A 20,067-nucleotide genomic window follows, 5' to 3' on the forward strand; every position below is an offset into this window, starting at 1 on the left:
GGGCCGTACGTCCGCCTATATGTCGCGCATGAACTCCAGCGCGGCGGCACGGAGTTCGGGGTCGCGGGCCAGGAAGAACCCGACGGCCACGAGAGCCAGGAACCCGAGGAAGCTGCGCAGGCTGCCGCCGCGGCTCGCGCCGTGGACCGGGGCCGGGTAGTGCGTGCGCGGCGCACCGGGGTGCCTGGTGTGCGAACGGGCCATGTCGTGCATCGCGCGATGGCTCCGCACATGCTGTTGATGGATCTGCTGGGCCTGCTGGACTTGCTGCATCGCCTGCCAGGACGGGTCGGGCATCGGATTCTCCCCCGCTTTCACTCCGGCTCTCGCCGCGTACTCATGGGCACGCGGCGAGGGCGGGGCGGGTTCCCGAGAACCGGGCATGTTGCGCGTCCCACACCGATTCGTGACATGGGCCACGGGAAGCGGACATACCGGCGCCCGTGGCGGCCTGCCTCAGCACGCCCCCGCGAAGTGCTCCCCCACCAGGGACTGGACGACCGGCAGGTCCTGGGCGATCAGGGCCTCCAGGAGCGCCGTGTGTTCGGCGGCGTCGGCGACGAGGTCGGCGCGGCCACGGGAGGCGGGGGCGCCGACGAGGGGCCACTGGGCGCGGCGGTGCAGGTCGTCCGCGATCTGCACCAGCTGGGAGTTCCCGGCGAGAGTGAGAAGCGCGCGATGGAAGGCGCGGTCGGACTCGGCGTAGGTCGCGCGGCAGCCCGAGGACGCGGCCCGCACCGTCTCCTCGGCGAGCGGGCGCAGCTCGGCCCAGCGCGCGGCGGGCACCGTACGGGCCAGGCGCAGCATGACGGGGACCTCGATCAGGGCACGGACCTCGGCGAGCTCGGCAAGCTCCCGCGCACCGCGCTCGATGATCCGGAACCCCCGATTCGGCGCGACCTCGACGGCACCCTCCTGCACGAGCTGCTGCATCGCCTCGCGTACGGGCGTCGCGGACACCCCGAACCGATCGGCGAGCGCGGGCGCCGAGTACACCTCGCCGGGCGCCAGCTCTCCCGCGACCAGCGCGGTCCGCAGGGCGTCGAGGATCTGGCCGCGGACCGAGGCCCGCTGGACGACGGGCCGCTCCCCCAGGGCACGCGGCGCCGGGATGGACACCTCACTGTGGGTGTGCTCGCCGCGAACCCCGATATCCGTACCGGCACTCGCGTCGGAGCCCGTGCCGTCACCCGCAGCGCCACGCGCGGCCGTCAGCCGCTCCCGGTCCACGTCCGCGGCCCGGGGCTGCGGCGGAACCCGAACGGACCCCGCACGGATGTCCGGGGCCTGTGTCCCGGCGGAGCCGTGCGTGCCGAGCGGACCGGCCTGCTCCACGGGATCCTCCTCCGGGCTTGGTGGTACTTGGGGGCATTGCGTCGATTGTTACTCGTCCGTCAAGCACCATAGGCGCACCTGGCCCCAGTTCAAACCTCCACCACTTCGGATAAGGTAAGCCTTACCTGCAAACGATCGTGAAGCGGTGGTCCCTGCATGCCCCTCCCCACTCTCGCCACAGGCGCCCCGGCCGGCACCGACGCACGCCCGGCCCGGTCGGCCGTCGCGGATGCGTACACCCGGCTGACCGAGGTGTTCCCGGGCCTGAGCGTCATGGAACTGGGCCCCCGGGAAGCGGCACCCCAGGGCAGCGGCTGGGTGTCCAGCGCCGGGCTCGCGGAGGGCGGCGCCGATCTCGACGCGTTCCTCGCGTGGGACGAGGCCCAGGTCCTGCGGGAGTACGGCGAGCGGGCGCGTCCCGACGTCGTCGCCAGTTTCGGGCTCCACCGGTACGCCTGGCCCGCCTGTCTGCTGATCACCGTCCCGTGGTTCCTGCTGCGCCGCGTGCCCCGCTTCCCCGTGCAGAACGTCACCTTCCAGCGCACCCTCGGCCGCATGGCGGTGCGAACCGGGGAGTTCGCCTGTCTGCCCGACGATCCGGCGGCCGGCCTGCCCGGCGCCCGCGTCGTGCCGGACGAGGAGGCACTGCGGGCCGAGGTGCGGGCCGCCGTGGCCGAGCATCTGGAACCGGTCCTCGGCGGCTTCGGACCGCGTATGCGGCGGCGCGGCCGGGCCCTGTGGGGCATGGCGACCGACGAGGTCGTCGAGGGGCTCTGGTACGTCGCCCACCTCCTCGGCGAGGAGCGGCGGGCGATGAGCGAGCTGGAGCACCTGATGCCGGGCGCCACCAAGCCGTACGCGGGCTCCGCCGCCTTCCGTGAACTCACCGGACCGAGCGGCGAGTCCCTGCCCACCCGCGACCGGGTGAGCTGCTGCCTCTTCTACACCCTGCGCCCCGAGGACACCTGCGCCACCTGCCCGCGCACCTGCGACGCCGACCGCTTGGCCAAGTTGTCGGCCGGCACCGCCGGTTGAGGCCCGCAGCGCAGGTCCCGGGGACCCACCCCGGGGTGCCGCCGCCCGCCCGTGCCCTCTAAGATCAACTCGAACTGGGACGCCCCACGGTTACAGGCGATTCACAATTTCCTCACTCGCCGCAGGAACTTTCCGTAGAACCATCCGTACGGGTAATCTTATTCGCACTCAACTCCCGTCCCTCGCGCGGCAGTTCGAGCAGAACGCCGCCCTGCGCATTCCCTTGCACCCCCTTGGCGGCCTCTTGCCCCGAAACCCCCTGAGGGACATCGGGATTGGGCCACTATGGCGGGCGTTACGCCCTATCCCAATGCAAGGGACCCCTGATGAGACTGACCGACATATCGCTGAACTGGCTGCTTCCGGGCGCCGTTTTGCTCCTGGGCATGCTGGCGGCGGTGGCGGTGCTCGCGCGTGGCAAGCGGTCCGGGGAGACCACGTCGAGCGGCGAAGACTCGTGGGAGCGCAGCGAGGAGCGCCGCAGGCGCAAGGAGGCCATCTACGGCACGGCCTCCTACGTGCTGCTGTTCTGCTGTGCCGCCGTCGCCGCGGCGCTCTCCTTCCACGGCCTGGTCGGCTTCGGCCAGCAGAACCTCGGCCTCACCGACGGCTGGGAGTACCTGGTCCCGTTCGGCCTCGACGGCGCGGCCATGTTCTGCTCCGTCCTCGCGGTGCGCGAGGCCAGCCACGGTGACGCGGCGCTCGGCTCCCGGATACTCGTATGGACGTTCGCCGGTGCCGCCGCCTGGTTCAACTGGGTGCACGCGCCCCGGGGCGTCGACCACGCCGGTGCCCCGCAGTTCTTCTCCGGAATGTCGCTGTCCGCCGCGGTGCTGTTCGACCGCGCGCTGAAGCAGACCCGCCGTGCGGCGCTGCGGGAGCAGGGCCTGGTCCCGCGCCCGCTGCCGCAGATCCGGATCGTCCGCTGGCTGCGTGCTCCCCGTGAGACGTACAGCGCCTGGTCGCTGATGCTCCTGGAGAACGTGCGCACGCTGGACGAGGCGGTCGACGAGGTCCGCGAGGACAAGCGCCAGAAGGAGCAGACCCGACTGCGCCGTCGCGAGCAGGAGCGGGTCGAGCGCGCGCACCTGAAGGCGATCAGCCGCGGCCACCGCGGCATTGTCGGCCGCGGCGGCTCACGCCAGAACGAGACCACGACGACCGTGGAGCGGGCCCCTGCCCCGGCGACCGCGGACTCTGCCATATCGGCGCCGGAGCAACTGCCCGTACGTTCCCGTCCCTCCCTGCAGCCCGTCCGCAAGAGCACTGACCCCATCACCGTCGACCTCACCGCCGAGGACGACACGATGGCACTGCCGCGCCTGGACTCCCTGGAGCGCAAGCTCAAGGACCTGGAGCAGCAGTTCGGCTGAGGCCGAGAGCGGTTCGGCCGAAGCCGGGCCCGCGTCCGAGTCCGGGACGGTTTCCGGGACTTGGACCGCACACACTGGATGGGGGCGCCGCCTGCGATGTCAGGCGGCGCCCCCATCCAGTTCGAACCACACCGATTTGCCCACGCCGTGCGCCCGTACCCCCCACGCGTCCGCGAGGGACTGGACGAGAACGAGGCCTCTGCCGTGCGTACCGTCGTCGGCGTTCGGTACCCGCAGTCTGGGCCTGCGTCCCACGAAGTCCCGTACCTCCACGCGGAGTCCGCGAGGCGAGACGGTGGCTGTCAGGACGGCGTCGTGGTCGGTGTGGATGAGCGCGTTGGTGACGAGCTCGCTGGTCAGCAGCTCGGCTATCTCGGACTTTCCCGGCCTCCCCCAGTGCCGTAACAAATCCCTCAGTGCTCTGCGGGCCTCGGGCACCGCCCGCAGGTCCGCCCTGCCGAGCCTGCGCTTGAGCTGCGCGGCACCCGACTGATCCATGGCACCCTCGGACGCTTCCTCCACTGTCGTCTTCGCCGAGGACGCCCCCATGGTCGTGGGACCGCCTCCTCGCACCTGCCTCTTCATGACCCCCGCCTGCACGCCGATGTCGGATTTCCCTCCTGCTCGAACACGTTCACGGGAATCCATGCCCCGTCCAGAACGTGACAGTCATGTCGAATCGACAACCATGCGCCGTACGCCCACGGATGCGCCGTGTCCGCACCGGGAAGCGCCCCCTGGAGCCCGGCGCCGGAGACGCCCGTGGCTCCGGGCGAGGATCCGTGCCACAACGGCCGATCACCTGTGATCGCTCATGAGAGCGAGGGGAGCGCGCGCCGCGGAGGGCTGTCCGCCCGCGCACCTCGCCGATGGGCGGCGCGGGTGCCCTGCCCGCGGCGGAGCCCGGAGGGCCGGTGACGGCAGGCGGGCGCCCCACCTGCGTGACCCGGGGAAAGCCCTGGTGAATGGGGTGAGTTGAGGGGACGTCCATGGCCCGGAGAAATGGCGGGGCCCCGAGGTCGCGGGGTGTGGTGGCGCCGGGCCGGAGGGATGGAGGGCCCGTCGGGTGGGCAGAATGCATCTGGTACGTCGCCGTCGGCATCCTCCGCCCGGCATGTGCCCGCGCTGCCGATACCCGGGTTCGCGGAGCCTCCGCGGCGAGGTGCGGCTGGCGTCCGCCGCGGGGCGGGACGGCGCACTTGACGGTCCACCACCCCCTCGCACCTACGTTGCGCAGTGGCACGGTGACCGTGGGCAATCGCCCCAACTACCGATTCTCGTCTGCCGATCCGGCCGTACGCGAGCGGGGCATAGGGCTCCCGTACGACACGCAAGGGCGCCGCCGGCGGAGCCCGAACGCTCCCCGCCGACGACGCCTGCTCCCCCGAGCCCCCGTTACTTGCCGCCGATGCCCCTGGTTCCGATGTGGATGATCTTGTGGCTCCTGGTCATGTCGACGATGAGCTTGGTGGTGGTCCGGTCGCCCCACGTCAGGGTGATCGCGGCCTCCGTGTAGTCCGCCGTGCCGTTGTCGGTCACCGTCCACTTCACAGGGACGTTCTGGGCGCGCAGGACGCCGTCCGCGTGGTTCCTGGCCTCCCACGTCTTGATCTCGTTGAGGTAGGAGGCGCTCACGTAGTACTTGCGGAGCGCGTCCGCCAGCTTGCCGCCGTGGTCGGGGTCGCTCTGGGCGTCGATGTAGGCGCCGTAGAAGTCGGCGATCCGGGTCACCGAGTCGGACGGCTTCCCGCTGACCGTCCGGAACGCGGCGGCCCCCGAGGACGCCTGCGCCGAGGAGGTGAGCCCCAGCGGCAGGGCGACGGCCGCGGCGAGCCCGACGGCCAGGGCGGCGCGGCGAACCGGCTTACGGACCGACTTGCGGGCGCTGTTGTTGCTGTTCATGAGTGAGTTGTCCCCGTGTGTGAGTTCAGGACGCCGGTGGTCGATCCGGCGTCGTTCGGTGCGACACCAAGAGCATCAGCGGTCCCAGGAAGCGGACGCAAGCACCGGCATCCGATCCGCGACCATGGAACCATCCCACCCCCTTTGACGTGCAGATCTATGGAGTGCCTGGGATGCCGTCCCGGGACGGCAGACGCCCGCCCGGACCAGGTGGGCGCACACGCATACACGAGTACGGGGGAACCGTGTCGACCCGGGACGACGACGTCGAGGAGTTCGCGGCGCAGCTGAGACAGCTGAAGGCGCGCACGGACCGCAGCTACGGGTCCCTCGCCCGACGGCTCACCATGAACACCTCCACGCTGCACCGCTACTGCGCGGGCGAGGCGGTCCCGCTCGACTTCGCGCCCCTGGAGCGGTTCGCCGCGCTGTGCGGGGCCTCGCCGGACGAACGGCTCGAACTGCACCGCCGCTGGATCCGGGCCGTGGAGGCACGGCGGCGGCCTCGGTCCACGGATACGCCGGCGGACCGGATCGCTCCCACTGAGCCTGGTGCGCCCTCGTCGATGACGGAGAACGCGGAGGCTACGGAGGCTACGGAGGTCTCGCAGGCGACGGAGGTCTCACAAGCCCCGACAACCCCGGAGGTCTCGCAGGCCTCTGAAGCCTCAAAGGCCTCTCAAGCCCCAGAGGCCCCGAAGCCCCTGAAGGCCCCGAACCACGAGCCCTCCCCCGTCCCCACCACCCGCCCCCGGCACCGCAAACGCCGCACACTCACCATCGCCCTGGCCTCCGCCCTCCTCGCCGTACTGGCAAGCCTCCTGGCCCTGTCGACCGACGACGACGCCACCTCGCCCCCCGCTTCCAAGCCCCGTTCCCGAAGCGCCACCACGCTCACCGCCGCCATCCCCCCGCTCCCCTCACCTGGACCGCCGACTCCCAGGCCTGGGAGCTCCACTGCGATCACGACTACGTCATCGGCAAGCGGCCGGCGCAGGTTCCGCCTCCCCCGGTCGAACAGGACGCCGCGGTGTGGGCGGACACCCAGGGCGCGGTGCACGGCCGCGAGACGCTGGTGCGGATCTCGGTGCAGGGGCGCAGCTCGACCGCCGTGGTCCTGGAGGCGCTCCGGGTCCGGGTCGTCGGGCGGGACGCCCCGCTGCGGGGCACGGCCTATTCGATGGCGCAGGGCTGCGGCGGGGACATGACGCCCAGCTCCTTCGCGATCGACCTGGACGTGCACCGCCCTACGGTCCGCCCCGTCGCGGGCGGCGACTCCGGCACGCCGATCCCCGCGAGGCATCTGCCCTTTCGGGTGTCGGCGACGGATCCGGAGGCCCTGGAGGTCAAGGCCCTGACCGAGGACTGCGACTGCCGCTGGTACCTGGAGCTCGACTGGTCCTCCGTGGGGCGCACCGGCACGGTCCGCATCGACGACCACGGCCGCCCGTTCCGCACCAGCGGCATCAAGGGCCTGCCCCGGTACTGGTACGCCGACCGGGGCTGGACCCCGATCGTCAGCTGACGCGCACCCTATGCCTGACCCACGCCCTAAGGGCGCGGCATGTTGCGCAGGTTGGAGCGGGCCATCTGCACCATCCGTCCGACTCCGCCGTCCAGGACGATCTTCGACGCGGACAGGGCGAAGCCCGTCACCATCTCGGCGCTGATCTTCGGCGGGATGGAGAGGGCGTTGGGGTCGGTGACGATGTCGACGAGGGCCGGGCCCTTGTGCTTGAAGGCGTCCTTCAGGGCGCCCGCGAGCTGCTTGGGCTTCTCGACGCGTACGCCGTAGGCGCCGCAGGCGCGGGCGACGGCCGCGAAGTCGGGGTTCTTGTTCGCGGTGCCGTAGGAGGGAAGCCCGGCGACGAGCATCTCCAACTCGACCATGCCGAGGGAGGAGTTGTTGAACAGGACGATCTTCACCGGCAGGTCGTACTGGACGAGGGTGAGGAAGTCGCCCATCAGCATGGAGAATCCGCCGTCGCCGGAGAGCGAGACGACCTGGCGGCCGCGGTCGGCGAACTGGGCGCCGATCGCCATCGGCAGCGCGTTCGCCATCGAGCCGTGCGAGAACGAACCGATGATGCGGCGGCGGCCGTTGGGCGAGATGTAGCGGGCGGCCCAGACATTGCACATCCCGGTGTCGACGGTGAACACCGCGTCCTCGTCGGCGAGTTCGTCCACCACCGCCGCCACGTACTCGGGATGGATCGGAACGTGCTTCTCGACCTTCCTCGTGTACGCCTTGACGACGCCCTCCAGCGCGTCGGCGTGCTTCTTCAGCATCTTGTCGAGGAAGCGCCGGTTCTCCTTGGTCCGCACGCGCGGGATGAGACAGCGCAGCGTCTCCTTCGCGTCGCCCCACACGGCCAGGTCCAGCTTCGAGCGGCGGCCGAGGTGTTCGGGCCGTACGTCGATCTGGGCGATCTTCACGTTGTCGGGCAGGAAGGCGTTGTACGGGAAGTCGGTGCCGAGCAGGATCAGCAGGTCGCATTCGTGGGTGGCCTCGTATGCGGCGCCGTAGCCGAGCAGTCCGCTCATGCCGACGTCGTACGGGTTGTCGTACTGGATCCACTCCTTGCCCCGAAGTGCGTGTCCCACCGGGGACTTGATCTTCCCGGCGAACGCCATGACCTCGGCGTGCGCTCCCGCCGTGCCGCTGCCGCAGAACAGGGTGACCTTGTCGGCCTCGTCGATCAGCGCGACGAGCTTGTCGATCTCGGCGTCGCCCGGTCGCACGCTGGGCCGGGAGGTGACGAGGGCGGTCTCGACGGGCTTGTCGGGGGCGGCCTGGTCCGCGATGTCGCCGGGCAGTGTCACGACGCTCACCCCGCTCTGCCCGACCGCGTGCTGGATCGCCGTCTGGAGCAGACGGGGCATCTGCTTCGGGTTGGAGATCATCTCGCTGTAGTGGCTGCACTCGCGGAAGAGCTGGTCGGGGTGGGTCTCCTGGAAGTAGCCGAGGCCGATCTCGCTGGAGGGGATGTGGGAGGCGAGGGCGAGGACCGGGGCCATGGAGCGGTGGGCGTCGTACAGACCGTTGATGAGGTGCAGGTTGCCGGGGCCGCAGGAGCCGGCGCAGGCGGTCAGCTTCCCGGTGACCTGGGCCTCCGCGCTCGCGGCGAAGGCGGCGGTCTCCTCGTGCCGGACATGGATCCAGTCGATCGCGGAGTTGCGGCGGATCGCGTCCACCACGGGGTTCAGACTGTCGCCGACCACGCCGTACAGCCGCTTGACGCCCGCGCGGGCGAGGATGTCGACGAACTGCTCGGCGACGTTCTGCTTGGCCATGAGTCACGCGCCCCTTGTGTCGTCCGGGAGGTCCGGGACCCGCGCCCGCTGCGGCGACCGGGATCCCTGCACCTCCCATGAATTCACAAGGGGCGCGGTTACGCCTCCCAAACAGCCGCGGCCGTCCGGTCGTCGGCGTACCCCTTGACCCGCACCTGGGTGTCGGCGAGGAACGCGGCGAGGCCGGGCGCCTCCCCCGTCGACCACCGTGCCGTCAGGTGCTCGGCGAGCTCCGGTTCGCCGCGCAGCGGCTCGGCGAGGCCGCCCGTGCACAGCAGGAGCGTGTCACCCGGGCGGGCGACGGAGGCGCGGAAGCGGAAGGGGGCGCGGGGCGGTTCGGGGGCCGGTTCGTACGGGCTCGGGGGTGTCGTGATGCCGAGGTCCATGGTGAGCCGGTCGCCCTCGGGGGTCTCGTGCGGCAGCGAGCCGAAGCCGACCACGGCCTCGCCGGCCACCTCGGCGACCCGCGGCTCGATGTCCTGGCACTCGCCGTCCCGCAGCCGGAACAGACCACCCGCGCCGACACCGAAGAAGACGCGCGTACGGCACTCCGGGTCGGCCGGGAGCAGCAGGCAGCGCAGGCTCGCGGTGTACTCCTCGGGCGCGATGCCCTGCTCGGCCGCGCTCGCCCGCAGCTTGCCGAGGCTGCGGTCGGTCAGCCGGTGCAGACCCGACTTCAGATCCCCGCGCCGGGCGGCCCGGATGTCCTCCGCCAGCCGCGCGTGGCTGCGCCCGACGGCCCGCCCGATCCATTGGCACGCCTCGGCGGCGGCCCGGTGCGCGCCGGGTGTGGCACGGGCCCCGGTCGCCATGGCGACGAGGACGAGCGCCTGCTCGCCGGTGCCGAAGCGGGCGGTGAGCAGGGAGTCGCGGCGGGGTTCGCCCCGGTAGCGCGCGGAGTCCCCGCGCACGGAGGCGGCGCGCAGCGTGCTGGTGCCGTAGCGCGCTCCGTCCAGCACGGTGTCGGCGACCAGGTCGTCCAGCTCGTCCGGGTCGGCGGGCGGGAGCGCGGTGGGCTCGGCGTCGTAGGTGGGCGGGCCGGAGCCCACGTGGTCGACGACGGGCGGCTCATGGGGCACGGCGAGGGCGGGCGGCCGTACGGCATCCCGCAGGGCGTCGCCCACCTCGTCCCGTACCGCGTCCTGGGGTTTCGAGGCGTCGGCGAGAAGCGCGGCGCTGTCCCCTTCGGCGAACGCCGTCCGCTCCGGGGCCCCGAGCGGCGGCACGTCGGCCGGTGCCCGGGACACCGGGGGTGCCGCGTCGGGCGCCTCCGGCGATTCCGTGGGGGCACGGTCGGCGGGCTCCGCCGCGCGGAATCCCGGCGGGGTCGGCCCGGGCGGGAAGCTGGCCGGGCCCGGCGGGGCGGTGGGCGGGGCCTCCCACGGGGCGGGCTGCCGCGCCGGTCCGCTGATCTCCGGCGTGGCGGGAGGCACCGAGGCGGCGGCTCGATGCGGCGCGGCGCCGGGCCACTGACCGGTCTGGCCGCTCTGCTCCGGTACGGCGGGCGGCTGGGGCGGATGAGGCGGCACATCGCGGCGCGGCGCGGGTACCGGCTCCCGTCTCCCGTCCGGTTCCGACGCCGGCTCCACCGTCCCGAGCGCCGAGGCGAAGCGGTCGTCGAGGGAATCGGCGGCGGCCGCGGGCCCCGTGTCCTCGGTGGAGTCGTCGTACAACTGCCCCCACCAGTCGTCCTGCTGACCGGTGGGCCTCTCCCCCTGCTGGCTCATGCCCCTAATTGTCCACCGCGGGAGCCGGATGAAAACGGGGCATCCGGAAAAACCGGCCAGGGGACTGGTCGTCGAACGGCGTGTCGGATGACGTATCGAACGTGGATACGAAAACCGCCGGGCGGTTCCACCCCCCACGGGAGAACAGCCCGGCGGCGCCGGAGTGACCTGGGCCCGGCGCACAACGTGGGCCCGGGTCACGGTCTGGGTGACCGATTCGCCGTTGGTGTCGGTCGGTTCGGCCCGAGTGTGACGTGCCTTCCTGGGTCTCCGCTGTGATTCACGGTCGAGATCCGGCCATCGCCATCACTCCCCAAGATCGCTTCACCCGTGTCCGCGCAGTCCGGTGCGACCGGCATCCGCGCAGGCCGGACCGGCCCACGACGGGCATTACGGGCAGCGATTGATGCTGCGGTGATGTGAGCTTGTCAGAGGGGCGGGGGGTACGGCGATGATGTCCGGAGGCGGGTTTGCGCCGTGGCTGTTTTCCGCCACGGACGCCGCCGACCGGCCGGAACGGATCCATGGGGAGGGCATCGCCGCATGCTGGGAGCGATAGGTCTGGACGAGACACACGAGTCGGCGTACCGGGCCCTGGTGTCCGTGGGCGCCGCCGACGTGCCCGATCTCGCGCGACGGCTCACCCTCGCCGAGTACGACACCGAGCGCGCCCTGCGCCGTCTGGAGCGGCACGGCCTGGCGGCCCAGTCCTCGGCCCGGCCCGGGCGCTGGGTCGCGGCGCCGCCCGGGGTCGCCCTCGGCGCGCTGCTCACCCAGCAGCGGCACGAGCTGGAGAAGGCGGAACTGGCGGCCGCGCTGCTCGCCGAGGAGTACCGCGCCCAGGCCGCCGAGCCCGCCGTGCACGACCTGGTCGAGGTGGTGATCGGCGCGGCGGCCGTCTCGCAGCGCTTCCTCCAGCTCCAGCTCGGCGCCACCGAGGAGGTGTGCGCACTGGTCACCGGGAACCCGGTCGTCGTCTCCGGGATGGACAACGACGCCGAGGAGCAGGCCGCCGGCCGCGGGGTCGGCTACCGGGTGGTGGTCGAGCGGTCGGTCCTGCACCAGCCCACCGGGATCACCGAGCTGTCCGCCGCGCTCGGCCGCGACGAGCAGGTGCGGGTCGTCGACCAGGTACCGACCAAGCTGGTGATCGCCGACCGGGCGCTCGCCATGGTGCCGCTCACCTCGCACAGCGCGGAGCCCGCCGCTCTGGTCGTCCATGCGAGCGGACTCCTCGAGCTGCTGTCGGGCCTGTTCGAGTCGGTGTGGCGGGACGCGCTGCCGCTGCGGCTCGGCAGCCGGGGCGTCGTCCAGCAGGAGCCGGACGGCCCGGACGGCACGGACCTGGAGATCCTCTCGCTGCTGCTCGCCGGGCTGACCGACGCGAGCGTCGCCAAACAGCTCGACCTGGGCCTCAGGACCGTGCAGCGCCGGGTGAAGCACCTGATGGAGCTGACGGGGGTCACGACACGGCTGCAGCTGGGCTGGCACGCCTACGAGCGCGGCTGGGTCGCCCGGGACCGGCTCGACTGAGCCACCACCCGCCCCGGACGCCTGCGACCTGCGGATTCGCTCGCGGTCCCGCACCCTGGGCAGATGGGAGTGTGGGAACTCCTGCTGGTCGGCGTGGTGATACTGCTCGGCCTGTTCGGAGTACTGGTGCCCGGTCTGCCGGGGTCGTGGCTCGTGTGGGCCGCGGTCCTGTGGTGGGCACTGGACGACCCGCAGACGCTCTCCTGGGTGATCCTCGTGGGCGCGACCCTGGTCCTGCTGCTGTCCCAGGCGGTCCGCTGGGGCCTGCCTCCCCGACGGCTGCGCGAGGGCGGCGCCACCCCCCGAATGGCGGTGTACGCCGGGATCGGAGCCCTGCTCGGCTTCTTCCTGCTGCCCGTCCTCGGCGCGATACCCGGCTTCATGGCCGGCATCTACGTCTCCGAGCGGCTGCGGCTGGGCGGCCACCGGCAGGCGGTGACGGCGGTACGGACGGTGATGCGCTCAGGGGGATCCAGCGTGCTGGCGGAGCTCTTCGCCTGCCTGATGATCACGGGGGCATGGCTGGGGGCGGTGATCTGGGGCTGAGCCCCGGCGGCACCTACGGTGCGAGATCGGCGAGGTCGACCGTGTCGGCCAGCGCCCGCATGCCCGCGTCGTCGAAGTGCAGATGGTCCCCGGGGTCGTAGGCGGGCAGGATCCGCCCGGGCCGACCCGGATCGCGGACGGCGGCGTCGAAGTCGGCGACCGCGTCGAAGAGCCCGCCGGTGCGGATGAAGGCGTTGACCGCCCTGCGGACGGCCTCGCGCTCCGGCGTCCAGGCGGGATGGCCGCCGTACGGCGTGATCGTGGCGCCGACGACACGGATCCCCCGGGCGTGCGCACGCGCCACGATCCGGCGGTACGCGTCCTCCAGCAGGCGGGGGTCCGTCGCACTCGGGGTGCCCTTGATGTCGTTGACGCCCTCCATCACGATCAGCGCGCGCACCCCGGTCCGGGACAGCACGTCCGCGTCGAGACGGGCCAGGGCACTGGGGCCCCGTCCCTCGCGCAGGACACGGTTGCCGGCGATCCCCGCGTTCAGGACCCCGAGCCGTCGCTCCGGCGGCAGACGTCGCAGGCGTTCGGCGAGCCGGTCCGGCCAGCGGCGGTTGGCACTGAACGTCGAGCCGGTGCCGTCGGTGATGGAATCCCCGAGCGCGACCACGCTCCCCGCCCCGGTCGCGCCGAGCACGTCGACACCGGTCACGTAGTACCAGTTGCCGACGGTGGAGGTGTACGCCCCGCCGCCCTCGTCCAGGGCCCGATCGCCGCCCCGGGCAAGGAAGTTGGCCTGGAGAGCGGACCGGTGATAGGTGGCGGGCCCCGAATCCCCGGGCGTGTGCACCGTGACCAGCAGGTTGCTCCCGGCAGGCACCCGCAACGGCACAGGATCGGTGACCAGGTCCCGCCCGGCCGGGATCCGCACGGCCCCGGCACCACCGAACGCGGCCGTCCGCATCGACCCCGGGACGGCGTCGGGGCCCCGCGTCACGCCCGCCCGCTGAAGAGCGACGGTGACCGAGCCGAGCCGGAGTGCCCCGGTCCCGAGCCGATTGGAGATCCGCACCCGCACGGCCGTCCCACCGACGCTGACGTGCACGACGTTGCGGATGGAGGCGCCGGGCAGCGCCGGCACGGTGCCGGAGGGGGCGGCCTCCCAGGTGCCGGTCCAGTGCTGCGCGGGCACGGGGAGCGGCCCGGTCGGCCGGGTGTCGGCACGTGCGACCGGCGGGACGAGCGCCAGGGCGGTCACGAGGGAGACGAGAAGGTGCCGGGCCATGATCGCGCGCGTCATGGCCCCATGGCTTCCCTGCCCCCGGCCCCACCCAACGACCCGTCACACGTCCGGCCGCACCGGCCCGCCGCCCCCCTGCCCCTCCCCTGGTCCTAGGCCCATGATCCGATGCGCACCGCCCACCCCGCGTGCTTCGCTGCTTCCATGACCGAATTCAGCAAGGCCGAGCGCGCGTACCTCTCCTCGCAGCGGCTGGGGCGGCTGGCCACCGTGGACGCCCACGGGCAGCCGCAGGCGAACCCTGTCGGCTTCTTCCCGCAGGACGACGGGACGATCCTGATCGGCGGCTACGCGCTGGGCACGACGAAGAAGTGGAGAAACCTCCAGAAGAACCCGAAGGTGGCCCTGGTCGTCGACGACATCGTGAGCGTCCAGCCCTGGAAGGTCCGCGGCGTCGACATCCGAGGCGAGGCCGAACTGCTCACCGGCCCACACGAGTTGGGCCCCCACTTCAGCGAGGAACTGATCCGCGTCCACCCGAAGCGCATCCACAGCTGGGGCCTGGAGGAGGACTAGGCCTCAAGCACCCCTTCGAGGCCGAGCAGTACCTGCTTCCGTTCGAGACCGCCGGCGTATCCCGTCAGGGACCCGTCCGCCCCGATCACCCGGTGACACGGCCGGACGATCAGCAGCGGATTGGCGCCGACCGCACCCCCGACGGCCCGTACGGCGGCACGCGAGGCACCGATGCGCGCGGCGATCGCCCCGTACGTGGTCGTGGCCCCGTACGGAACATCATCGACGGCACCCCAGACCTGCTCCCGGAACCGAGTCCCCTCGGCCTTCAACTCGAGCTGGAATTCCTTGAGTTCACCGGCGAAGTAGGCGGCGAGCTGCCGCTCGGCATCCCGGAAGAGATCCGGACGGAGCAGCCAGTCGGCCTGCAGGGTCCGCCCGCCCTTCTGCCCGGGCACGGAGAGCGATGTCAGCGCGCCGAACTCATCGGCGGTGAGCAGAAGTTCACCGACGGGGCTGTCGAGGGTCGTGTAGTACGTAGGGCGTACGGGGGAGGTCATCAGCAAGGATCCTGTTCCAACTCGCCTGCGGTCCTGAGGTGTTGTACGGCGTAGGAGCGCCAGGGGCGCCAGGTGTCGGGGATGTCGTAGCCGGGCGACGCGACGTCGGGGTCGCCGAGGGCGCGGGTGCGGATGACGGCGGCCGTACGCCCGTCCATGCCGGGCAGCGCGAGCAGCGCCTCCTGCGCGTCATCGCGGTCGGCGCCCGCGTCGAGCCGGAGGGTGCCGTCGGCGAGGGCAGCGGCGAGGGCGCCCAGGGAGCCGTCGGGTTCGGCCTGCGCGAGGACGCCCGGCTCGGGAAACACATGGGTGAGCGTGGAGCACGGCGAGTCCAACGCCTTGCCGTACCGCCGCACCAGCCGCTCGGACTCCGCGCGCCCCACCAGCGCGCGTACGGCCAGTTCGTCGGGGTCGGCGGTACCGGGCGAACGCAGGCCCGGGCGGGCGGCGACCAGCGGGCCCAGCCGCGGATCCGCGCCGAGCCGCTCATCCACGGCGTACGGATCGGCATCGAGATCGAACAGCCACCGCAGCCGCTGCACAGCGGTGGTCAGATCACGGAGATCGGTGAGCTGAATGCGCGCATCGAGCCAGCCACCGGAGTGGGCGGCGGGGTCGAACGCGGTAAGGGAACCGGACCCCACACCGACATCCGGAGCCGCACCCGACGCAGGCCCCGATTCGGATCCCGCCCGTCGGCCTCGGCCGCGCACGCGCTCGTCCACGGCGACGATTCCCGTCCCGTACGGGAGCCGGAGCGTCCGGCGGTACGTACGGCCGCCGGGGTTGCCACTGACCTCCTCGATGCCCGGGACCGCCTCGCGGGCGAGGAGGTCGAAGACGGCACCGGACTGATAGGCGCCGCGGTGGGCCAGGCGCAGAGCGATGCCCGCGGAGGGGGTGGCCGTGCTTCGGCGTGGGCCGCCGCCGCGGGGTGCGGCGGCGCGCACTTCGCTCGGCGTCGACGCGTACACCGCCCTGATCGTGTCGTTGAACTGCCGCACACTGGCGAATCCGGCCGCGAACGCGATCTCCGTGATCGGCAGGCCGGTGGTCTGCAGCAGCACCCGGGCGGTGTGCGCCCGCTGGGCGCGGGCCAGGGCGACGGGGCCGGCGCCCACCTCGGCGGTGAGCTGACGCTGCACCTGCCGGGCGCTGTAGCCGAGCCGCACGGCGAGGCCGCCGACGCCCTCGCGGTCGACGACGCCATCGCCGATCATGCGCATGGCTCGGCCCACCACGTCGGCCCGTACGTTCCACTCCGCCGAGCCCGGTACCGCGTCGGGGCGGCAGCGGCGGCAGGCCCGGAAGCCGGAGCTCTGGGCGGCGGCGGCCGTCGTGTAGTACCGCACGTTCTGGCGCTTCGGCGTGACTGCCGGGCAGCTGGGCCGGCAGTAGATCCCGGTCGTCTCCACGGCGAAGAAGAACTCCCCGTCGAAACGGGCATCGCGGCTGCGTACCGCCTCGTACCTGGTCTCTTCATCGATCACGTCTACCAGTGTGCGGGGTCGCCTCCGGCGGGGCTGGCGGGAATCGGACATGGCGTTGGGGCGGACGCCGGGGTGGGCCCACTCAGCCCAGGGTTCACGGCTCCCCCGGGCTGAGTGGCCAGACCGCGCGCACCCCATGTCCACACGGCCCCGGGGTGGGTGGGCAAACCCCGGGTGCCCCCTTGCTTTGCGTGGTCACCCGGCGGTGGTGCAGGCCGGGGGTGGGTCACGCAACTCGGCGCTATCGAGGCGCCGCCTGCGCCCACCCATGCCGCCCCAGCGGCACGATTGCCCGCAGGGAGGACGGACCACGCACCCGCAGCCGCGATCCGACGCAAGGGGCCGTGCCGGTACGTCTCTGCCCGTCGCGTAGCAGACCGCCCGCCAAGTCCCGCCGTATACAACCCCCGGGCAGTACGCCCACGCGGCGACGGGCAAGACGTACCGGCACGGCCCCGACCCACCCACCCACCGCAGGCGCCCGGCGTCAGGCCCCCGCGCCAGCGAAAGGCGCCGACGCCAGCGAGACGCCTACTCCCAGCGCCCCCGCTTCGCCTCCATCGCAGCCCGCCCCTCCGCCCCCTTCCGCTTCCAGTCCCGCCGGATCTCCGCCCGGACACGCGCGTCCGTCTTCGCGACGATGCGCTGGTTCTCACGCAGCAGCTTGCGGTAGCTGTCGAGCCGTCGTTCCGGAAGTCCCCCGGAGTCGACCGCCGCAAGAACCGCGCACCCGGGCTCCGCGACATGCGCGCAGTCCTGGAAGCGGCACTCGGCGGCGAGTTCCTCGATCTCGGAGAAGACCTGGCCGACCCCGGTCTCGGCGTCCCAGAGGCCGACGCCACGCAGCCCGGGGGTGTCGATGAGGACGCCCCCGCCGGGGAGAACCAGCAGATTGCGGGTCGTCGTGGTGTGGCGCCCCTTGCCGTCCACGTCACGCGCGGCCTGCACCACCATCACGTCCTCGCCGAGCAAGGCGTTGGCGAGGGTCGACTTCCCCGCGCCGGACTGCCCGAGCAGCACGGACGTACCGCCCGCGAGAACGGCCGCGAGAACGTCGAGGCCCTCCCCCGCGGTGGAGCTGACGGTCAGCACGGGCACGCCGGGCGCGGTCGTCTCCACGTCCTGGACGAGATGCGCGAGCGTCGCGGCGTCGGGCACGAGGTCGGCCTTGGTGAGGACGACCACCGGCTGCGCACCGGACTCCCACGCCAGCGCGAGGAACCGTTCGATGCGGCCGAGGTCGACTTCCAGGGCGAGCGACACGGCGACGACCGCGTGGTCGACGTTGGCCGCGAGGATCTGCCCCTCGGACCGCTTGGAGGAGGTGGAGCGCACGAAGGCGGTGCGGCGCGGCAGATACGTCCGTACGTACCGGGGGTTCCCGCCGGGTTCGACGGCGACCCAGTCACCGGTGCACACGACGCGCAGCGGATCGTGGGGCGTCACGAACGCGGTGTCGGCACGCAGAACACCGTCGACGGTGACGACGTCGCACTGGCCGCGGTCGACACGGAGGACCCGCCCGGCGAGAAGGCCTTCGGAGTCGTACGGGGAGAACTGCTCCGCCCAGGAGGCGTCCCATCCGTAGGGAGCCAGGGCGGAGAAAACTGCGGAGGAAGTCAAGGGTGACCCTTCACAAGGGTGGCCCCGGCACGCGCACTTGGGCGCGGTCAAAGAGAGAAGGAGGTCAGCCGGCGGCCACGGAGGTGGACTCGATGAACTTCTGGATGCGGGCAGCGCCCATCTCGACGACAGCCATCGGTCACACCTCCTGGATCACACTCGAACGGCCGCGGCAGCCGAGAACAACCGGCCACCGCAGGAACGATCACACGATATCCGCGCCCTCCACACCCGCGTCAACCGAATTAACCGGCACCCGGAATCCCGCGAACCCCAACCACCCTCACCAGCCCCTTCAGCCCCTTCAGCCCGCGCAGCGATGCCCGTTCAGCGTGAAGTCGTGAGGAGCCGAGTTCTCGTCGTGCCAGGAGCCGAGGAACCCGACGCCGAAGGTGCCGCCCGCGGAGACGGACTTGTTGTAATCGGCGGCGCTGACCGTCACCCGGGAGTCCTGCTGGACGAAGCTGCCGTCCCACATCTGGTCGACCCGCTGGCCGTCCTGGAAGCTCCAGCCGATGGTCCAGTTGCCGAGCGCCTGCTCGGAGGTGGCGGTGACGGTGGCCTGGAAGCCGTCGGGCCACTCGTTGACGATGTCGTACGTGATACGGCAGGAATCGTCAGACTCACCGGACCCCGATCCGGACCCGGCCCCCGACCCCGACCCCGACCCGTGCGAACTGCCCGCAGAGGAAGAGGACTTCCCCTGAGGCCCGGTCGCGGGAACCGATGCCCCGGAAGGGCCGGACGAGTCGGTCGAGGCGCCCGACGACGCACCCCCCGCCGCACGGTCCGAGGACGACGTACTGGACGTGACCGGCTCGGTGTCGGAGTAGGACGGCCCGGGGTCGGCCACCGGCTGCCGTTCCGTCGAGTCGCCCCGCGCCGACCCGTCGGCCCCGGAGCCGCTCGAGCCGTCGAAGGGCATGAGCGAGACGCCGAGCGCGAGCACGGAGACGAGCACGGCGGCGACGAGCATGCCGTTCCGGCCGATCCGGGGCCGGGGCATCCTGCCCTCGGCGATCCCGGTGTCGCTGGCCGCGTCCATGCGCCCGCCGTTCAGGCCCGCCTCCGCGGCCCGGCGCCGCCGCTCCAGGTACGCGAGCCCGCCCCAGCCGATGACGCCGCCGGCGAGCGCCGAGGGCAGCCCACCGCCGTGCAGCCGAAGACAGGCGGCGGCTTCCGCGCACTCCACGCAGCGGGCGAGGTGGCGCGAGAGGTCGCCGGGGGTCTCGGCGCCGGACGAGCGGGTGACGGCGTCGAGGAGCCGGGCGTAGCTGCGGCAGTTCGCATCCATCGGGGTGTCGATGTGGTTGCGATGGCAGCGATCCCTGAACAGCGCCCGGACCTGGGCAAGTTCGTCGGCGGCGGCTGTCGGGTCGAGGCCGAGCCGCCGGGCGACGGCGGGCAGCGGCAGCGACTCCACCTCGGCGAGCCACAGCAGCGCGGCGTCCGGTTCCTGCATGTCCCTGAGGCCGCGCAGCGCGAGCGGTCGGTGCAGGGGCGGTCCGGTGTAGCGGGCGGCCTTGTCGGAGTTGAGCCACAGCCGCAGGTCGGGGTCGAGCCGGTGGCCCTGTCCGTGGGCCTCCCAGCCGGCGGCCGTGGTGCGAACGGACGTCAGCAGCAGGGGTATTCGGGGCAGCCGCAGCGCCCTGCGGCCGGTAGTCTTCGTACCCTCCGCGGTCGCGCGCACTTCACGGATGCCGTGGGTGAACGCCTCGGTCGCCAGCTGGCCGGCCGCCGCGGACCCGGAGGTGCAGAGATCGGCGTACGACAGGACCGCGTCCCAGCACTCCGAGAACAGCGCGGCCTCGGCGGCGTCCTGAGGGGTCGGCAGGTCGGGCATGGGGGGCTCCTGCATCAACTTCTTCCAGATGCGTACGTCAACTCGCCAGCTGTGCAAGTCACCAGCTGTACAAGGGAGTTGATTGCCGCCTCGCGACGGTG

At 72.3% G+C, this 20,067-nt stretch carries 16 protein-coding genes and 1 pseudogene; 6 read left to right on the top strand and 11 right to left on the bottom strand.

The window, feature by feature from the left end; translation table 11 throughout:
• Nucleotides 1-15: 15 nt before the first annotated feature.
• Nucleotides 16-297: a hypothetical protein gene (locus AB5J56_RS10975; protein ID WP_369232476.1), complete on the bottom strand. Its 282-nt coding sequence runs from the start codon at nucleotides 295-297 to the stop codon at nucleotides 16-18.
• 159 nt (nucleotides 298-456) lie between these two features.
• Entirely contained in the window at nucleotides 457-1,335 is an 879-nt protein-coding gene (locus tag AB5J56_RS10980) for a GntR family transcriptional regulator (RefSeq protein WP_369232478.1), read from the bottom strand.
• A 156-nt stretch (nucleotides 1,336-1,491) separates the two neighbouring features.
• Between AB5J56_RS10980 and AB5J56_RS10985 the strand changes: the two genes are divergently transcribed.
• Together AB5J56_RS10985 and AB5J56_RS10990 are read left to right on the top strand one after the other, a co-directional pair.
• Entirely contained in the window at nucleotides 1,492-2,370 is an 879-nt protein-coding gene (locus AB5J56_RS10985; protein WP_369232480.1) for a (2Fe-2S)-binding protein, read from the top strand.
• Between the two features lie 326 nt (nucleotides 2,371-2,696).
• On the top strand, nucleotides 2,697-3,743 hold the full coding sequence (locus AB5J56_RS10990) for a DUF2637 domain-containing protein (protein ID WP_369232482.1): 1,047 nt from the start codon (nucleotides 2,697-2,699) through the stop codon (nucleotides 3,741-3,743).
• A gap of 99 nt (nucleotides 3,744-3,842) precedes the next feature.
• Here AB5J56_RS10990 and AB5J56_RS10995 read toward each other — a convergent pair whose 3' ends face one another.
• Together AB5J56_RS10995 and AB5J56_RS11000 are read right to left on the bottom strand one after the other, a co-directional pair.
• Entirely contained in the window at nucleotides 3,843-4,265 is a 423-nt protein-coding gene (locus tag AB5J56_RS10995) for an ATP-binding protein (protein ID WP_369242491.1), read from the bottom strand.
• 873 nt (nucleotides 4,266-5,138) lie between these two features.
• Nucleotides 5,139-5,645 (bottom strand): hypothetical protein, encoded by a 507-nt coding sequence (locus tag AB5J56_RS11000; RefSeq protein ID WP_369232484.1) that lies wholly within the window; start codon nucleotides 5,643-5,645, stop codon nucleotides 5,139-5,141.
• Between the two features lie 245 nt (nucleotides 5,646-5,890).
• On the opposite strand from AB5J56_RS11000, the pseudogene AB5J56_RS11005 reads away from it, so the two are divergent.
• Nucleotides 5,891-7,170: pseudogene (locus tag AB5J56_RS11005) on the top strand (helix-turn-helix domain-containing protein).
• A gap of 26 nt (nucleotides 7,171-7,196) precedes the next feature.
• Here the strand turns inward: AB5J56_RS11005 and AB5J56_RS11010 are convergent.
• Together AB5J56_RS11010 and AB5J56_RS11015 are read right to left on the bottom strand one after the other, a co-directional pair.
• Entirely contained in the window at nucleotides 7,197-8,939 is a 1,743-nt protein-coding gene (locus AB5J56_RS11010; protein WP_369232486.1) for a pyruvate dehydrogenase, read from the bottom strand.
• Nucleotides 8,940-9,037: 98 nt separating this feature from the next.
• On the bottom strand, nucleotides 9,038-10,666 hold the full coding sequence (locus AB5J56_RS11015) for a protein phosphatase 2C domain-containing protein (RefSeq protein ID WP_369232488.1): 1,629 nt from the start codon (nucleotides 10,664-10,666) through the stop codon (nucleotides 9,038-9,040).
• 543 nt (nucleotides 10,667-11,209) lie between these two features.
• Between AB5J56_RS11015 and AB5J56_RS11020 the strand changes: the two genes are divergently transcribed.
• Both AB5J56_RS11020 and AB5J56_RS11025 read left to right on the top strand, forming a co-directional pair.
• Complete coding sequence (locus tag AB5J56_RS11020; protein WP_369232490.1) at nucleotides 11,210-12,199, top strand: helix-turn-helix transcriptional regulator; 990 nt, start codon at nucleotides 11,210-11,212, stop codon at nucleotides 12,197-12,199.
• A gap of 63 nt (nucleotides 12,200-12,262) precedes the next feature.
• A complete protein-coding gene (locus AB5J56_RS11025; protein ID WP_369232492.1) occupies nucleotides 12,263-12,745 on the top strand; it encodes a DUF456 domain-containing protein in 483 nt (160 codons plus the stop codon).
• Between the two features lie 13 nt (nucleotides 12,746-12,758).
• Here the strand turns inward: AB5J56_RS11025 and AB5J56_RS11030 are convergent, their stop codons facing one another.
• Complete coding sequence (locus tag AB5J56_RS11030; RefSeq protein WP_369232494.1) at nucleotides 12,759-13,994, bottom strand: SGNH/GDSL hydrolase family protein; 1,236 nt, start codon at nucleotides 13,992-13,994, stop codon at nucleotides 12,759-12,761.
• Nucleotides 13,995-14,138: 144 nt separating this feature from the next.
• On the opposite strand from AB5J56_RS11030, the gene AB5J56_RS11035 reads away from it, so the two are divergent.
• Nucleotides 14,139-14,510: a PPOX class F420-dependent oxidoreductase gene (locus AB5J56_RS11035; RefSeq protein ID WP_369232496.1), complete on the top strand. Its 372-nt coding sequence runs from the start codon at nucleotides 14,139-14,141 to the stop codon at nucleotides 14,508-14,510.
• Here the strand turns inward: AB5J56_RS11035 and AB5J56_RS11040 are convergent.
• The 4 genes from AB5J56_RS11040 to AB5J56_RS11055 all read right to left on the bottom strand — a co-directional run bounded on the left by AB5J56_RS11040 (nucleotide 14,507) and on the right by AB5J56_RS11055 (nucleotide 19,966).
• Nucleotides 14,507-15,010 carry a methylated-DNA--[protein]-cysteine S-methyltransferase gene (locus AB5J56_RS11040; protein WP_369232498.1) on the bottom strand — a complete coding sequence of 168 codons (504 nt, stop codon included), beginning with the start codon at nucleotides 15,008-15,010 and terminating at the stop codon, nucleotides 14,507-14,509. The two genes, AB5J56_RS11035 and AB5J56_RS11040, sit on opposite strands and share 4 nt — an antisense overlap.
• Nucleotides 15,010-16,551: a DNA-3-methyladenine glycosylase 2 family protein gene (locus AB5J56_RS11045; RefSeq protein ID WP_369232500.1), complete on the bottom strand. Its 1,542-nt coding sequence runs from the start codon at nucleotides 16,549-16,551 to the stop codon at nucleotides 15,010-15,012. The genes AB5J56_RS11040 and AB5J56_RS11045 overlap by 1 nt, the downstream gene beginning before the upstream one ends.
• 480 nt (nucleotides 16,552-17,031) lie before the next feature.
• Nucleotides 17,032-18,123, bottom strand: a complete 1,092-nt coding sequence (gene rsgA, locus AB5J56_RS11050; protein WP_369232502.1) for a ribosome small subunit-dependent GTPase A — start codon at nucleotides 18,121-18,123, stop codon at nucleotides 17,032-17,034.
• Between the two features lie 304 nt (nucleotides 18,124-18,427).
• Nucleotides 18,428-19,966 carry a cellulose binding domain-containing protein gene (locus AB5J56_RS11055; protein WP_369232504.1) on the bottom strand — a complete coding sequence of 513 codons (1,539 nt, stop codon included), beginning with the start codon at nucleotides 19,964-19,966 and terminating at the stop codon, nucleotides 18,428-18,430.
• Between the last annotated feature and the right edge of the window lie 101 nt (nucleotides 19,967-20,067).

The sequence above is a fragment of the Streptomyces sp. R21 genome, assembly GCF_041051975.1.
Classification (GTDB): Bacteria; Actinomycetota; Actinomycetes; order Streptomycetales; family Streptomycetaceae; genus Streptomyces.

Coding starts and splice junctions, on each gene's coding strand:
- AB5J56_RS10975 (WP_369232476.1), bottom strand. CDS start 297: ATGCCCGACCCGTCCTGGCAGGCGATGCAGCAAGTCCAGCAGGCCCAG.
- AB5J56_RS10985 (WP_369232480.1), top strand. CDS start 1,492: ATGCCCCTCCCCACTCTCGCCACAGGCGCCCCGGCCGGCACCGACGCA.
- AB5J56_RS10990 (WP_369232482.1), top strand. CDS start 2,697: ATGAGACTGACCGACATATCGCTGAACTGGCTGCTTCCGGGCGCCGTT.
- AB5J56_RS11000 (WP_369232484.1), bottom strand. CDS start 5,645: ATGAACAGCAACAACAGCGCCCGCAAGTCGGTCCGTAAGCCGGTTCGC.
- AB5J56_RS11010 (WP_369232486.1), bottom strand. CDS start 8,939: ATGGCCAAGCAGAACGTCGCCGAGCAGTTCGTCGACATCCTCGCCCGC.
- AB5J56_RS11015 (WP_369232488.1), bottom strand. CDS start 10,666: ATGAGCCAGCAGGGGGAGAGGCCCACCGGTCAGCAGGACGACTGGTGG.
- AB5J56_RS11020 (WP_369232490.1), top strand. CDS start 11,210: ATGCTGGGAGCGATAGGTCTGGACGAGACACACGAGTCGGCGTACCGG.
- AB5J56_RS11025 (WP_369232492.1), top strand. CDS start 12,263: ATGGGAGTGTGGGAACTCCTGCTGGTCGGCGTGGTGATACTGCTCGGC.
- AB5J56_RS11030 (WP_369232494.1), bottom strand. CDS start 13,994: ATGACGCGCGCGATCATGGCCCGGCACCTTCTCGTCTCCCTCGTGACC.
- AB5J56_RS11035 (WP_369232496.1), top strand. CDS start 14,139: ATGACCGAATTCAGCAAGGCCGAGCGCGCGTACCTCTCCTCGCAGCGG.
- AB5J56_RS11040 (WP_369232498.1), bottom strand. CDS start 15,010: ATGACCTCCCCCGTACGCCCTACGTACTACACGACCCTCGACAGCCCC.
- AB5J56_RS11045 (WP_369232500.1), bottom strand. CDS start 16,551: ATGTCCGATTCCCGCCAGCCCCGCCGGAGGCGACCCCGCACACTGGTA.
- AB5J56_RS11055 (WP_369232504.1), bottom strand. CDS start 19,966: ATGCCCGACCTGCCGACCCCTCAGGACGCCGCCGAGGCCGCGCTGTTC.